Below are 15,799 nucleotides of genomic sequence, written 5' to 3'. Positions count from 1 at the left end.
ACCGATGCTCCCGTGAAGGGCCCCGACGGTGACCGCGGCGCGCCAGAGTGAGACGTCGGAAAGGGTTGGTCGGAATGAGGACTCGTCGCTACGTGATCGGGCTCACCGCCCTGGCGATGACCGTGGCGTCGCTCGGAGCGGCGGCAGGCGCCGAGGAGCCCGCGACCGACGACACGCCACCATCGCTGGAAGCCCCCGGGACCGGAGCCCCCGCCACGGATCCACCGTCGGCACCGCCCGAGCCCGTGGCGCCACCGACCACGGCATCTCCCTCGACTGAGCCCACCGAACCTGCTCCCCCGGTCTCCCCACCCCCCTCGACACCGGCGCCGGCGTCGCAGGAGCTCCCCGACACGTTGGAGGTTCCCGAGCCGGGCCCGCTCACCGCGTCGGGATCCGACGACCAGCAGCTCGGCACCTCGGCGACCGCGAGTCTCAGCAGCCCCCAGAAGATCGGCGCCACCTACTCCCAGTTCCACATCAAGGGAACCCACGAGTCGTTCTCCACAGCGGCCGTCGGAGACATCAGCGGTGACGGGCAGCCCGACATCGTGTCGGGCGGCATGGACGGCCACCTTCGCGCCTATCACAAGAACGGAACCAAGTTCATGGACGTCGTCACCGGCGGGGGAGCTGTCCAGGCGAGCCCCGCACTCGTCGACCTCAGCAACGACGGCGTGCTCGACGTTCTCGTCGCCAACGCCGGGGGCGCCGTGGCGGTCTACAAGGGCAACAGCCAGCGGATCTTCTGGCGACCCGACAACTGGTTCTTCAAGGTCAACGGCTTCTTCGGCACGCCGACCACCGCGGACCTCGACAACGACGGACAGCTCGAGATCATCGCCACCAGCTACGACCACCACGTGTACGCCTGGAACCTCAACGAGACCCTGGTACCCGGGTTCCCGCGCTTCGTCTACGACACGATCTGGTCGTCGCCGGTGGCCGCCGACATCGACAACGACGGCCGGCCAGAGATCATCTTCGGCGGCGACATGGACTTCTACGCCGGTGCTCCCTACCCGTGGGGTGGCCTGCTGTGGGTTCTCGAACACAACGGCGTCCCGAAGGCCGGCTTCCCCAAGTCACTACCCGGGCAGGTGATCTGGTCGAGCCCGGCCGTCGTCGACATCACGGGGAACGGCAACCTCGACATCGTGGTGGGCACCGGCCTCAACTGGCCGAACCCGTGGGGCAGGAAGTTGTACGCCTTCGACAAGAAGGGCAACAACCTCCCGGGGTGGCCGCAGCAGATCTACAACGGCCGCGTCATGGCGTCACCGGCGGTCGGTGACCTGATGGGCGACTCGAAGCCCGAGATCGCCGTCCTTGCCGACGACGGACGCGTGAACGTCTACAACTCGACCGGGACGCTCAAGTGGTCCCGGTGCGCCGCCGACAGCGGTACGGGCTGCCCCCAGAACAAGGGCACCCACGGCCAGCCCGCCATCGCCGATGTCGACAACGACGGGCAGCAGGAGGTCGTGGTCCAGGCCGAGCACTGGATGCGCATCTTCGACGGCGCCTCGGGCAACGAGGAGACGCAGGCCTCGTGGCCACTGGCGTGGGCTCCGGCGTCATCGCCGGCGATCACGGAGATCGACGGCGTCACACACATCATCCAGACCGCCACGAGCAACACGAAGAGCGGCCCGCCCGGTGTCGGCGACACCGCCGGTATCTACATCTGGGAGACGGGAACACCCCTGGGTCAGGCCGACTGGCCCACCTTCAAGAAGAACTCCGCGCGCACCGGCACATACCTCGACGATGTCGCACCCGTGGCATCCGTCGACGCCACCGCGGCGAACCAGACCGCAACGCCCTTCACGATGTCGTTCACCGCGACCGACGCCGACACCGGCGTGAAGAAGTTCATCGTGGACTCGAGAGACGCCAGTGGGACGTGGGTCCCGTGGCTCAACAAATCACCGGACTCGGTCGTGGGTGACACGGCCAGGCTGTCGCGGTCCTTCTACGGGATTCCCGGGGAGACCTACGACTTCCGGGTGCGTGCCCAGGACGGCGCCGGCAACATCTCACCGTTCTCCGCCGTCGTGTCGACGACGGTGAATGGCGGCGCCACCGACAATCGCCCCTTCAACGGCATGTACGCGTTGAGCCGCAGGGGTCGGGTGGCGAGCCAGTCGAGCCCACCGGCCGACGGCCCGAACTGGCCGTGGAACATCGCCCGTGGCATCGCCGCCACGCCTGACGGCGCCGGTGGCTACGTCGTCGACGGGTTCGGCGGTCTCCACAAGTTCGGAACGGCGCCTTCGATCACGTCGTCGGGCTACTGGTCGGGTTGGGACATCGTGCGAGGCGTCGCCCTGAATCCCGACGGCACCAGCGGCTACAAGCTCGACGCCTTCGGCGGATTGCACCGCATCGGCAACGCTGCCCCGGTGACGAATGCCGACTACTGGCCCGGCTGGCACCTTGCCGCCGACATCGCCATGCTGCCCACCTCCACCGCGGCCGACCCGGCGGGATACGTCCTCGACATCTGGGGCGGGATGCACGAGTTCGGCTCCGCACCCCCCGTGACCGGCAAGAACTGGATCGGGTGGAACATCGCCCGCGGGCTCGCCCTCGACCCCGAGGGACCCGGTGGGTACATCCTCGACGGATTCGGCGGGGTGCACCCCTTCGGTGGCGCCGCTCCGTCGACGTCGAACCCCTACTGGCACGGATGGGACATCGCCCGCGACATCGCTCTCATCGCCGACGGCAACGCCGGTCAGCCCACGGGCTACGTCCTCGACGGCTTCGGCGGCGTCCACCGGGTGAGTGGCGCCCCGACAGTCTCCAACGACGAGTACTTCGGGTGGAACACCGCCAAGTACCTGACGGTCGCACCCTGAACAGCCCGCAGGCCGGAGCGGCCGACGGGGCCGGCGCGTTAGCGGGTTCCGGCGACGGCGGGTAGTACCCTGAGAGCTCGGTCGATACGGGTGATTCCGCCCTGCACCGAACCTTCACCGTGAGCGATCTCACCGACACCGCGCCGCTTCCCGTCGTGGGGGAGCCCGGGTCGGCCCGCCCCGGGATCCTGCAACGGATCCGCGACGTGTGGGCCTACCGCGAGCTCCTCGGCAACCTCACGCGCAAGGAGCTCAAGGTCAAGTACAAGGGCAGCTTCCTCGGCTTCGCCTGGTCGCTGCTCAACCCGATCCTCTACCTCGTCGTCTTCTGGATCGTTTTCCAGAAGATCCTGGGAGCAGGAATCCCCAACTTCCCGATCTTCTTCCTCGCCGGTCTGCTGCCGTGGAACCTGTTCTCCATCTCCCTGGGATCCGGAACGACGGCGATCACCGGAAACGCCAGCCTCGTGGGGCGTGTGTGGTTCCCACGCGAGATCCTCGTCATCGCCCCCATCGGCGCGAACCTCGTCCACTTCTTCCTCCAGTTCATCGTGCTGGGAATCGCGCTCGTGATCTTCCGCGTGGCGCCGTCACCGGCGTTCATGGTCCTCCTGCCGTTCGCGCTCCTGACCCTGCTCGTGCTCGTAGCGGCACTCGGCCTCCTCTTCGCGGCCGTGAACGTGTACCTGCGCGATACCGAGCACCTGCTCGAGCTGCTGCTCCTGGCCTGGTTCTGGATGACGCCGATCGTCTACCCGTACATGACGGTCGCCTCGAAACTCAAGGAGCTCTGGTGGGTCTACCTGCTCAACCCGATGACATCGATCGTCATCACGTTCCAGCGCGCCCTGTACAACCACACCACGACGGGTGGTGGCGACGCCACGGGGGTCAAGGGGATAGCCACGGGAAGCGAGATCATCCCCGACGCATCCGTGTTCTGGTACTTCCGCAACCTGGCCCTGGTCTTTCTCGGCTCGCTGGCCCTCTTCTGGTTCGCAAGTTGGGTCTTCGGTCGCCTCGAGGGTGACTTCGCCGAGGAGATCTGATGTCGAAGGCGATCGAGATCCACGACGTCGAGAAGCGCTTCCGCCTCTACCACGAGAAGGCACCGAGCCTGAAGGAACGGGTCATCAAGTTCGGGCGCCTCGAGTTCGAGGAGTTCTGGGCGCTCAAGGGCGTGAGCCTCGACGTCGACTCGGGTCAGTCGCTCGGCCTGCTCGGCCACAACGGCTCGGGGAAGTCAACCCTGCTCAAGTGCGTCGCCGGGATCCTCCGGCCCACGGCCGGCGACATCCGGGTCCACGGCCGCGTCGCAGCCCTCCTGGAGCTCGGTGCGGGCTTCCACCCCGACCTCACGGGCAGGGAGAACGTCTATCTCAACGGGTCGATCCTCGGGTTCAAGAAGAAGGAGATCGACCAGATCTTCGACGCCATCGTCGACTTCTCCGAGATAGAGAAGTTCATCGACAACCAGGTCAAGCACTACTCGTCGGGCATGTACGCGCGCCTCGCCTTCGCCGTGGCGGTGCACGTCGAGCCGGAGATCCTGCTCGTCGACGAGGTGCTCGCCGTCGGTGACGAGCAGTTCCAGAAGAAGTGCCTCGCTCGCATCGAGAGGTTCCGTGAGGAGGGGCGGACGATCCTGCTCGTCACGCACGCCGCCGATCTCGTGCGTCGTATCTGCGACACCGCAGCCGTGCTCGATCACGGCAGGCTCGTCACGGTCGGCGAGCCCACCGAGGCCGTCGCGGAATTCCGTGAGACGCTCGTGAAGCGCGGGCTGGAGGTTCCCGAAGAGGCACTCGACAACCCCCTGTGGGACCACTCGCAGGAAGTGCGGATCACATCGGTGAACGTCACGTTGTCCGACTCGTCGAGGAACTTCCTGCCGTCCGGGGATCCGATGACCGTGGCGGTGGGCTTCGAGACCCGCCATCCCGTCGACGACGTCGTGTTCGCCGTGGCGATCTTCAACGACGCCAACGACAACGTCTACAGCGCCAACACCGCGACGTTGGGGATCGATCCGCAGAGGCTCTCGGGACGCGGCACAGCGACGTTCCGCTTCCCGTCGGTTCCCCTCCTCGACGGCTCCTACAAGCTCCACGTCGGTGTCCACTCACTCGACGGACGGGTCAGCCACGACCACAACTCCGACTGCACCTTCGTCATCTCCAGTGAGACCAAGTCGGCCGGTATCGTCGACCTCGCGCCCGAGGCGGTCATCTCGGTCGACGGCGCCGAGCGGCGCGCCACCGGCTGACGCCACGAAGCGATGCGCAAGGTCATCTGTTCCATCGGCTCCGGCCCTCACGCCGAGCTCCTCGGCATCAGCGGTGAGACGTTCCGTGTCTACGCGGAGCGCCACGGCTACGACGTCGACCTCCGAACCGAGCTCCTCGACGCCGACCGACCCGCGTCATGGAGCAAGGTTCTTCTCCTGAAGGAACTGCTCGAAGACTACGACTTCACCTTCTGGGTCGACGCCGACGCGGCCATCGTCGATGCCTCGTCGGACGTCGCCGACGAGATCGAGCGTGGAAAGCTCCTCTACATCGTCGCCCACGAATACGACAACCAGGTCGTCCCGAATCTGGGCGTCATCGGGATGAGGGCCGGGCGCCGCGCCCGGAAGTTCCTCGATCTCCTGTGGGGGGACGAGCGATACATCGACCACAAGTGGTGGGAGAACGCAGCGGCGCTACGCCTTCTCGGTTACGACTTCGAGCCTGTCGTGCACCGCCAGGCAACTCCGTGGTACCGGCACACGAAGTTCATTCCCAGGGCGTGGAACAGCATCGCCGCCGACGCGTCCGAGCATCCGAGGATCAACCACTATCCGGGCCGGTCCCACGAGTTCCGCCTCGAGCACCTCCGTGCCGACGCCGAGAATCTGCGCGCGTCGACGACAACTGCGAAGGGCTGAGCGTGCATGTCGGCGCGCCACGGCTCGAGCTGAGCGAAACCGAGGCCCGGCTCGTTTCGTCTCTCACCGACGAGAGTGGCGACAGCTTCGACCTGTTCCTCGCCGTCGACCGCTCCCTCGTGGGGCTCGTGGACGCCGAGGCCACACCGTTCCTTCCCATCGTGACCGTGGCGGCCTCGTACCTCGGCGAGGACGTGACCGTCGAAACGCCCGTGTCGCCCGCTGTCGCGATCGGCGCCGAGCGTGCCACCCGTGGGTTGGTCGGGAGATGGGGAGACCGACCTGTCACCGTTCACGGGCCCCGCCGTGAACCCGGGTTCGTGCCCGGATCGGGTCGTGGTCTGTTCCTCTCGCGCGGCGTTGATTCGATGTACTCACTCGTTCGATCCGTACAGGGCGAGATCCCGGGTTTCACGCATCTCCTGGGTGTCGCCGATCTCGACCACTGGGTGTCCCCGGCCGCTCGGGAAGGCTCTTTCCACCGCACCCGTCTGGTCGCCCGGGACGTCGGTCTACCTCTCGTCCGCTTCACGACGAACGCCCGCGCGCTGCTCGATCCGATCGCCGACTGGCTCCGTGCCCACGGTTCGGTCTTCTCCTCCTGTGCACTGCTGGTAGGTCCGCTCCTCCGGTCCGCCACGTTGGCGGCGAGCTTCTCGCTTCCCTACGCCGAGTCCTGGCGCTCACATCCCGACATCGAGATGTGGAGTTCGGAGACGACCACGATCCAACACGACGGCGACGACACGTCGCGGCCCGACAAGGTGGTGCGCCTGACGCAGGAGCCGGACCTGCTGAGGAAGATCAAGGTGTGCTGGGTGGCCGACACGGCCGGGAACTGCGGACGCTGCCCCAAGTGCCTGCTCACGATGACGATCCTCGACGTCCTCGGTGTGCTCGAGCCCGGGAGCTTCGACGCCGAGTTCACGCTCGATGCGCTGGCCGACGCCCCGTTCGCCATGTCGTCCGAGATGCTCCGCGAGCACCTCGACTGGCTCGCTGCACGGCCCGGTGTACCCGACGAGCTCCGGCGTGCCTGGGTGGCCCACGGAAGGCAACATGGTGAGTTGGCCGACGAGGTGGGAGACATGACGAACGAGGAGGCGGCCGACGGTGAGCGCGAGGACCTGGAAGCGCTGGTCGGCCACCTGGCGGATTCGGGGAACCGATCGGTGGCGTGGTGCCTCGTCGACGAGCAGTCCGCCGGTTCCGTCCGACTCGCCGATGTGCTGAACGCAACGTGGGGCCCGGGCATCGTCTACCTGCACGGCGTTCCGTGGACGCCGGACCAACAATCGGGGCTTCCCTCCCACGCCGTGTCGCGGCTACTCCGGGCGAGCTGCGTGCGCTACTGGTGGTCCGACGAGGACGACCTCGACCTCGATCGGATGGGTGAATCCGTCGAACACGGCTGTCTCCCGATCCAGGCGATGGACGCCGGCCCCGCCGTGCTGTTACAGCGCCGCCTCCCCCGTCCGCTGCGTGTCTGTGTGGTGGCGGTCACGCCCCACGATCCACCCGGGCCCCCGGATCCCGAGCAGACCACCCGGGGACTCACGCAGGTGGCCGCCCACCTCGCTGCGGCTTCTCCGCGACGCACACGGCTGCGCGAGCGAATCGCCGCCCGCGTCAGGGAGGATGTGGAGCGGTGAGGATCTCGTCACCCCGCCTGGAACTGAGCGACGACATGGTCGTCTCCGAGGTCACCGTCGAGCCCGACGCCGGTGACGCACGTGCCTTGCGTCTCGGGATCGACCGTTCCTTTGTGGGGGCACTCGATCCGGGCCTCACGCCGTTCGTCCCGATTGCCGCGATCATCGCGTCCGCTGCCGGCGAGGATCTCGTCTGTGACGGGCCGATCTCACCGGAGGTCGCCGCAGGCGCCGAGCACGTGACGGAGGTCTTCTCGCGGTGGTGGGGCCTCCGCCCGGTCCATGTGCACGGGCCCCGCTCCGAGGCTCCGTTTGTCGAAGGAGGGGACCGGGGCCTCTTCTTCACACGTGGCGTCGACTCGAGCTACACGCTGGTTCGCTCCCTGAACGGTGAGATTCCCGAGCGCGTCACCCACCTCCTCCTGATCGACGACCTCGACCACTGGGTCTCACCCGAGACCAGAGCCGCCGTGTTCCACGGCACGCGCCGGGCGGGCGAGAGGCTGGGTCTCCCGAGCGTCCGCTTCACCACGAACGCCCGTGAGCTGCTCGACCCCGTGGTCGAGTGGCTTCGCTCGCACGGCACGGTCCTCGCCGCGTGCGCCCTGTCGGTGGGGGCGTTGTTTCGACGCGTCGCGATCTCGGCCTCGTTGCCGTACCACTATCCGGGTGCCATCGGGTCCCACTTCGAGATCGACGGTCACTGGAGCTCGGAGCGCACCACGATTGTCCACGAGGGTGCCGAGGCCACGCGGCCCGAGAAGACGGCGCGCGTGGCCGAGTCGCCGGAGCTGCTGGCGTGCCTCAAGGTGTGCTGGATCGCCGACACGTCGGGGAACTGCGGTCGCTGCCCGAAGTGCCTCCTGACCATGACGGTCCTCGAGACCGTCGATGCGCTCGAGCCGGGCCTGTTCGAGGAGGAGCTGACCCCTGAGGCGATCAGGTCCGCGGCACCGTCGATCCCTCCCGGTTTCGTGCGCGAGCAGCTCGACTGGCTCGCGCTCTGCGACGCCCCGGACCTCGCCGCTGCCTGGGAGGACTTCGCGCTCCTCCACGACATCGACCTGGACATCGAGCCGGACGAGCAGGACCCCGTGGAAGGCCCGGCGCCCGATGGATCTCCCGCCACCACTCAGGACCGACCGTGACACACGGCACGGGGGACCGGGACGGGCGCCACTGGGCGGACCGTGCCCGCCGGTGGCTGGGTCGCTCCAAGGCCGCTCCGGCACGAATCGACCGGCTCCACGCCGAGAGTGAGGAGTTTCGCCACCGGCTCGACGAAGTGGCAGGTGCGTTGGAGCGGCTCGAAGGTCTCGTGGCCGACCTCCGAACGGGCCTGGACGGGCTGGCGAGCGCCCGGGAGGCCGACGAGACGCGCGGCGTGTTGGACCGCCTCGACGCCACCGTGCGGGAGGAGGCGTCACTGACCCGCGTGGCCGTCAGCGACCAGCTCCGCGACGAGACCGTGGAGCGGCTGGTCGCGGAGCACGGCCACGACGCTCCCTTGTCTCCCGGCCTGAGTGTCATCACGATCACCTGGAACCACGCAGGGTTCCTCGAGGAATCCATCTCGAGCTCGCTGGCGTCGCTCGACACGTTGCCGGACGACCTCGCCGGTGAGGTCCTCGTTCTCGACGATCGCTCGACAGACGAGACACCGACCGTGTTGGACGCGCTCTCGCGGTCGGACTCCCGGGTGCGCGTGATCCGGTCGCCGGTCGGCCTCGCACTCTCGCGCGCCCGCAACGTGTTGCTGCACACGTGCCGGACATCGCATGCGTTCGTTCTCGACGCCGACAACGTCGCCTTCCCCGAAGGAGTCGAGGCGCTCTACGACGTCGCCCGCACGTGGAACAGCGCCTTCACCTACGGCACCGTCATCAAGGCACGCCCGGACGGCTCGGAGTACCTGGCAGCGTCGAACGAACCTCCCACGGCCGCTCTTCGCATCGGCAACTACATCGACTCGATGGCCGTGGTCGACGTCGGAGCGCTTCGTCGCCTGGGCGGGTACACACTCGACCCGCTGCTGCACCGTTACGACGACTACGAGCTCGTGAGCCGCCTGGGCCGCCTCGGCGAGCTCCTCGCCTTCGTGCCCACGGCCGTCGGCCGCTACCGGATCCTCGACACGAGCCACATCCAGACGGTGACCGACTCCCGGACGGCGCTGGGCCGCCTGGAGCGCTCGTACCGCAGTGACGGAGGCGTCGATCCGAAGGACATGGCGGTGCTCGCTGCGCATCCCGCCACCGGGCCGATCTGGGCCACACCGGCCGCCGTCGCCCTGCGCCCGACGCTCGCCGACGCTCTGGGGTCCGCAGTGCCCACACCACCGACCCTGAACGGCCCGCGCGTTCTCGTGGTCTCCTCGGGCGGTTTCCGCAACGTCGGCGACGACGCGATGGCACGCGGTGTGATGCGGCGGCTTCGGGCCGTCGCGCCAGATGTGCGGATCGATCTCGTCACCGACGGCGACGCACTACTCGAGGACTCCGGACAGCTCGCCGAGGGTGTCCTGTGGATCGGAACGCTCCCCGAGGTCGTCGCCGGACTCGACTCCGGTCCGGCCGGGCAGCGGCTCCTCGATCCTGCCGACTACTCGCTCGTCGTGTGCAGCGGAGGCGGCTACGTCAATCCGGTCTTCGGTGACCATGCGAGACGTCGCGCCACGCTGGTCACGACGGCCGATGTCGCCGGGGTGCCCGTGGTCTTCACCGGGCAGGGCATCGGGCCGCTCGAGATCCACGACGGTTCGACCGGCTCCGGCGGTGGGATCGACGAGGGTGTCGTCCGCTGCCTCGTGGAGCGATCGACTTCCTTCGGGCTGCGTGAGCCTCTCTCGGCGGAGGTCCTGGCCGATCTCGACCTCGACGCACCCCACGTCGAGGTCGTCGGCGACGATGCGATCGGGTTCCCACCGGCGACGGACACAGAAGCGGACGCCGCACTCCAGCACGCCGGGGTCGATCCGGGTGCACCGGTCGTCGCCGTGCACCTGCGCCAGGCCGGGTACGTGGGTGTGAGCGACGCCTCCGCCGACCAGTTCGCCACAGTCGCCGACGCCGTGGCGTCGGGCCGGCAGGCAACGGTCCTGGGAATCACGTTGTGTGACACACCACCGGTTTCCGAGACCGTGAGGCTCGTGCAGCTCGGCCACGGCGCTGCGCCACGCCTAGCTCCCTGGCGCATCCTGGAGTGCCACGAGGACCCGGCACTGCTGGCAGCGGCGCTCCGCCGTGCCGACGCCGCGCTGGTGCACTCCTACCACGCTGCGGTTTTCGCCCTGGAGCACCGGACCCCCGTGCTCCTGTTCGTGGCGTCCGACTACTACCGGCACAAAGCGGAGGGGTTGCGACGGCTCGCCGGGCTTCCCGCCGAGTTCGTCGTCGACGTCGGATCGGGTGCCGAGCATCCGATGCCGGGTGTCGACGAGATCGAGGAGCGGTTGGCTGCGGTGAGTGAGGTCATCGAGGCCCGAAGCATCGTGCTCGACGCGGGCCGCGTCGATGATTTCTTCGAGCACGCCGTCGGCGCCGTTCTGCGTGATGCGTCCGGCTCGCACGTGGGTGAGTCGTGAGCACGCGGATGCTGGTGATCCTGGCCTTGATCTGCGGCTTGGCGATCCTGGCGGCGTTCGCCGTGCAGGTCACCGTGGCGCGGTGAGGTGGCTGCCGTGACCGGTCGCACGGGATTGCATCGACAGGAGGGCGGGTAGGATCGGCCGGGTCGGCGGAGCCACCGCCGGGAAGACCGTGCCGAAGGAGGTGTGTCATCGCCGAGCAGTTCGACGTCGTGGTGCTGGGCGGTGGCCCCGGCGGCTACGCCACAGCCCTCTACGGCGCCGCGGCGGGGCTTCGGATCGCCCTCGTCGAGGAACGCCGCGTCGGCGGCACGTGCCTGCACCGGGGCTGCATCCCCGCCAAGGAACTCCTCCAGACTGCCGAGGTCCTGCGCACCGTGGGGGGCGCTGCCGACTTCGGCGTCACCGTGAAGAAGCCGAAGCTCGACCTGTCGGTCAGCCAGGAACGCAAGCAGCAGGTCGTCGACCGACTCACCGGAGGGCTCGAGACCCTTCTGAAGGGTCGGAAGGTCACCGTCGTTCCTGGCACCGGCACCCTCGTCGACGCCGAGGCGCGCCTCGTGCGGGTGTCGGACGGCACGGAGCTACGCGGCGACGCTGTCGTCCTCGCCACGGGCTCGATGCCGCGCACGATCCCCGGGTTCGACTTCGACGGCGAGACGATCCTGTCGTCCGACCACGTCCTCGAGATCACCGACGTACCGAAGCGGGTGGCGATCATCGGTGGCGGTGCCATCGGCTGTGAGTTCGCCTCCCTGTTCGCCGACATCGGCAGCGAGGTCACTGTTCTCGAAGCACTGCCCCAGATCCTCACCGGTGTCGACGTCGACGTCGCCAAGGTGGTGCAGCGGTCGTTCGCGAAGCGCTCGATCGATGTACGTACCGGCGTGTCGGTCACCGGTGTCGGGACCGACGGAGGCGCGACGGTCGCTTTCGAGGACGCCAAGGGTGTCGACAAGCTCGCGGTCGACGTGGTCGTCGTCAGTGTCGGGCGTAGCCCCCGCTCCGGAGGGATAGGGCTCGAGGGCAGCGGGGTCCGAATCGACGACCACGGCTTCATCGAGATCGACGAGTACCAGCGAACCGGCGTGGCCGGGGTCTACGCCGTCGGCGACGTCGTCGCCGGCCCGGCTCTTGCCCACGTGGCCTTTGCCGAGGCCATCGTGGCGGTCAAGACGATTCTGGGCGAGACGGTCGTGCCCCTCGACCGAGCGCGTGTCCCCTGGGGTATCTACTGCCACCCCGAGGTGGCGTTCTCGGGGCTCACAGAGGAGCAGGCGAGGGAGGCGGGCCACGACGTGGTCGTGTCCAAGCACCGTTTCACCGGGAACTCGAGAGCCCTGATCATCGGGGAGACCGACGGCCTCGTGAAGATCGTCGCCGACAAGGACGGTCCGATCCTCGGCGTTCACATGGCAGGCCCCTGGGCCACGGAGTTGCTCGCCGAGGGCTACCTGGCGGTCAACTGGGAGGCCCTGCCCGAGGAGGTCGCGGCCTTCGTGCACCCGCACCCCACCCTGTCAGAACTGTTCGGCGAGAGTGCCATGGCCCTCACCGGCCGGGGGCTCCACGGGTAGCGACGAAGTGGCAACCGAGCTGCGACACGCGCAGTAGCGAAGAAGAGGAAACGAAGCCGAGAACAAGCGGCGCAGGTATCCTGCGCCGCCCGAGGCGGGGCCCGAGCGGCCTCGTGCGGAGCACGGAGAGCGGGAAATATGGATGTGACCATGCCGCAGCTCGGGGAGACTGTCACCGAGGGAACGATCACGCAGTGGTTCAAGCAGCCCGGCGACACCGTCGAGCTCGACGAACCGCTCTTCGAGGTGTCGACCGACAAGGTCGACTCCGAGGTCCCCTCGCCGGTTGCCGGTGTTCTCCGTGAGATCGTCGTGGCCGAGGGCGACACCGCTCAGGTCGGCGACCGCCTGGCGGTGATCGACGACGCCGGAGGCGCCGCATCCGAGCCGCCGACCACGACGGGATCAGCCGAGGCGACGGAATCGGCCGAGCCTGACGAACCGGTCGCAGAGCCCGCGGCGGAGTCACCCCCCGAGGCGGCGCCCATGCCCCCACCGGCCCCCGAGCCGGAGAACACTCCGGTGGAACCCCCCCGTGAGACTTCCGCGGCTCCGCCCCCACCACCTCCCCCCACCTCCGAGGGCGCGGTCGTCACGTCCCCCGTCGTGCGGCGCCTCATCACCGACAAGGGACTCGACGCGTCGACGATCGTGGGGACCGGAGAAGGCGGGCGCATCACACGCCGCGACGTCCTGGCCCACGCCGACCGTCACGGCGCCGCAGCACCACCGCCGGGCCCAACGTCTTCCGCCACGCCGGCATCCTCTCGCGCAGCGCCGCGTCAGGGCGATGAAACGGTGCCCTTCGACAACGTGCGGCGCCGCACCGCCGAGCACATGGTCCGCTCCCTGGCGACCAGCGCCCACGTGTACACCTCGGTCGAGGTCGACTTCGAGCGCGTCGAGCGGGTCCGTGGGAGCCACGGGTCTGCGTGGAAGGACCGTGAGGGCTTCTCGCTGACCTACCTGCCCTTCATCGTCCGCGCCTTCTGCGACACGGTCGACGACTGGCCCCGGCTCAACGCCAGTGTCGAGGGCGAGTCACTCGTCATCCACCACGACGTGAACCTGTCGATCGCCGTCGACATGGACCACCGGGGCCTCGTGGCCCCGGTCGTTCGCGCGGCCGACGGCAAGCGCATCCGGCTGCTGGCCCGCGAGATCCGGGACCTCGCCCAGAAGGCGCGCAGCGGCGGGCTCGGCCCCGACGACCTCGTCGGTGGCACGTTCACCATCACCAACCCGGGGCCGTTCGGAAGCCACATGACGCTTCCGATCATCAACCAGCCCCAGGTGGCGATCCTCTCGACCGATGGCATCAAGAAGCGCCCGGTCGTCGTGGAGGGCCCCGACGGCGAAGACACCATCGCCGTTCACGCCACCGGGATGCTCGTTCTCACGTGGGACCACCGAGCCTTCGACGGTGCCTACGCCTCGGCGTTCCTGGCCCAGATGAAGGAGATCCTCGAAGGGCGCGACTGGGAGGCCGAGCTCGAATGACCCGCCTCCGGGTCCGCTGGCTCGGGACGGTCCCCTACGGTCAGGCCGACGTCCTCCAGCGCGCTCTCCACGAGAACGCCACCGACGACCACCTCCTCCTGCTCGAGCACCCCCACGTCTACACGCTGGGAAGCAGCGCGGACCCCGAGCACGTCCTCGTTCCTCCTGTCGACGTCGGCGCGGAACTCGTGAAGGCAGACCGCGGCGGTGACGTCACCTACCACGGGCCCGGTCAGCTCGTGGGCTATCCCATCCTCGACCTGCCGGAGTGGCGCGGCGGCACGCGTGACGTCGTGGCCTACGTGCGGGCGCTGGAGCAGGTCCTCGTTACTGCACTGGGCCGTTTCGACATCGAGGCCGGTACGAGCGATGGTCTCACCGGTGTGTGGGTCGGCGACGAGAAGATCGCGGCCATCGGTGTGAGGGTGGCCCGCGGTCGGACCCGGCACGGCTTCGCCCTCAACGTCGATCCCGACATGGCGATGTTCAACCACATCGTGCCGTGCGGGATTCGCGACCGGGGCGTCACCTCTGTGGCGGAGCTCGGCGGCCCGTCCGACATACGTGTCGTCGCCGAGGCCGTCGTGGAGGAGTTCGCCCGGACCTTCGGCCACGACGAGGTCGAGCGCTCTGACGTGGCATGGCGTCACCGTCCGTCGGATCTCTCGCTGTTCTCCCGGGAAGGGAGCGCCGCTCTCGATGCAGTGCCCACGCAGGAGGACGGAACCCGTGTGCGGCTCCTGGGGCGACTGGCCGATGCGGGCGTCGACGCCGATCCGACGCCCGATTTCCACCGCCCCGAATGGATGAGGGTGAAGGCCCGCCTCGGTCCTGAGTACCGCTCGCTCAAGAAGACGATGCGCGACCTCGAGCTGCACACGGTGTGCGAAGAGGCGGGGTGCCCCAACATCTGGGAATGCTGGCGAGACGGAACAGCCACGTTCATGGTGCTCGGCGAGCGTTGCACCCGGGCGTGCGGGTTCTGTCTCGTCGACACGCGCCGGCCCGCGGCCCCCGACCCCGCCGAGCCGGCTCGCGTCGCCGCAGCGGTGGCCCGCATGGCGCTCGACCATGCGGTCGTGACGATGGTGGCACGTGACGACCTTCCCGACGGCGGCGCCGCACACATCGCGACCGTGATCGCTGCGATCAGGCAGCGCAGGCCCACGACGGCTGTCGAGGTCCTCGTCTCGGACCTGGCAGGCGACGAGCAGGCGGTCGAGACGGTCACCGATGCCGCACCCGACGTCTTCAACCACAACATCGAGACGGTGGCCCGCCTCCAACGGGCGGTCCGCCCGTCGGCGGGTTACGCCCGGTCCCTGTCGGTCCTCGCACGTTCGGCACGGGCGGGTCTCACGACGAAGTCGGGGCTCGTCCTCGGGATGGGTGAGACGCCCGACGAGGTGCGCTCCACGCTCGTCGACCTGCGCGACGTGGGCGTCGGGATCGTGACCATCGGCCAGTACCTGCGTCCCACCGCAGCGCATCTTCCGGTAGACCGGTGGTGGCACCCCGACGAGTTCGCCGCCCTGGCCGAGTTCGGCCACGACCTGGGGATCGGCCACGTGGAGTCGGGCCCCCTCGTACGCTCGAGCTACCACGCCAAGGAAGCGGTGCGCCCCACGGTGACTCGTCCTGCCGGCGGCTTCGTCGCGACGTCCTGACGCCCTACGGTTCGGTGGGGCCGA

10 protein-coding genes are annotated in these 15,799 nt (G+C 68.6%); all 10 read left to right on the top strand.

Annotated features, from left to right (window positions below; all coding sequences use genetic code 11):
* Window positions 1–74: 74 nt before the first annotated feature.
* The 10 genes from R3A49_09080 (at window position 75) to lipA (ending at window position 15,775) form a co-directional block, all read left to right on the top strand.
* Complete coding sequence (locus R3A49_09080; protein ID MEZ5170883.1) at window positions 75–2,864, top strand: VCBS repeat-containing protein; 2,790 nt, start codon at window positions 75–77, stop codon at window positions 2,862–2,864.
* 119 nt (window positions 2,865–2,983) lie between these two features.
* Window positions 2,984–3,913, top strand: coding sequence for an ABC transporter permease (locus R3A49_09075; protein MEZ5170882.1), 930 nt, complete (start codon window positions 2,984–2,986; stop codon window positions 3,911–3,913).
* Window positions 3,913–5,130, top strand: a complete 1,218-nt coding sequence (locus R3A49_09070; protein ID MEZ5170881.1) for an ABC transporter ATP-binding protein — start codon at window positions 3,913–3,915, stop codon at window positions 5,128–5,130. Before R3A49_09075 ends, R3A49_09070 begins: the two co-directional genes overlap by 1 nt.
* 12 nt (window positions 5,131–5,142) lie before the next feature.
* Entirely contained in the window at window positions 5,143–5,793 is a 651-nt protein-coding gene (locus R3A49_09065; GenBank protein ID MEZ5170880.1) for a hypothetical protein, read from the top strand.
* 2 nt (window positions 5,794–5,795) lie between these two features.
* The gene (locus R3A49_09060) at window positions 5,796–7,445 is read left to right on the top strand and encodes a hypothetical protein (GenBank protein ID MEZ5170879.1); all 1,650 of its coding nucleotides are present in this window, start codon (window positions 5,796–5,798) and stop codon (window positions 7,443–7,445) included.
* A complete protein-coding gene (locus tag R3A49_09055) occupies window positions 7,442–8,593 on the top strand; it encodes a hypothetical protein (GenBank protein ID MEZ5170878.1) in 1,152 nt (383 codons plus the stop codon). The genes R3A49_09060 and R3A49_09055 overlap by 4 nt, the downstream gene beginning before the upstream one ends.
* Complete coding sequence (locus R3A49_09050) at window positions 8,590–11,028, top strand: polysaccharide pyruvyl transferase family protein (protein ID MEZ5170877.1); 2,439 nt, start codon at window positions 8,590–8,592, stop codon at window positions 11,026–11,028. The genes R3A49_09055 and R3A49_09050 overlap by 4 nt, the downstream gene beginning before the upstream one ends.
* 215 nt (window positions 11,029–11,243) lie before the next feature.
* A complete protein-coding gene (gene lpdA, locus R3A49_09045; GenBank protein MEZ5170876.1) occupies window positions 11,244–12,608 on the top strand; it encodes a dihydrolipoyl dehydrogenase in 1,365 nt (454 codons plus the stop codon).
* A gap of 150 nt (window positions 12,609–12,758) precedes the next feature.
* On the top strand, window positions 12,759–14,108 hold the full coding sequence (locus R3A49_09040; GenBank protein ID MEZ5170875.1) for a dihydrolipoamide acetyltransferase family protein: 1,350 nt from the start codon (window positions 12,759–12,761) through the stop codon (window positions 14,106–14,108).
* Entirely contained in the window at window positions 14,105–15,775 is a 1,671-nt protein-coding gene (gene lipA / locus R3A49_09035; protein ID MEZ5170874.1) for a lipoyl synthase, read from the top strand. The genes R3A49_09040 and lipA overlap by 4 nt, the downstream gene beginning before the upstream one ends.
* Window positions 15,776–15,799: the final 24 nt, after the last annotated feature.

It is taken from the genome of Acidimicrobiia bacterium, from assembly GCA_041394025.1.
Lineage (GTDB): Bacteria > Actinomycetota > Acidimicrobiia > IMCC26256 > JAOSJL01 > JAOSJL01.
This window is presented reverse-complemented; position numbering and strand designations above follow the sequence as displayed.

Coding starts and splice junctions, on each gene's coding strand:
- R3A49_09080 (MEZ5170883.1), top strand. CDS start 75: ATGAGGACTCGTCGCTACGTGATCGGGCTCACCGCCCTGGCGATGACC.
- R3A49_09070 (MEZ5170881.1), top strand. CDS start 3,913: ATGTCGAAGGCGATCGAGATCCACGACGTCGAGAAGCGCTTCCGCCTC.
- R3A49_09065 (MEZ5170880.1), top strand. CDS start 5,143: ATGCGCAAGGTCATCTGTTCCATCGGCTCCGGCCCTCACGCCGAGCTC.
- R3A49_09040 (MEZ5170875.1), top strand. CDS start 12,759: ATGCCGCAGCTCGGGGAGACTGTCACCGAGGGAACGATCACGCAGTGG.
- lipA (MEZ5170874.1), top strand. CDS start 14,105: ATGACCCGCCTCCGGGTCCGCTGGCTCGGGACGGTCCCCTACGGTCAG.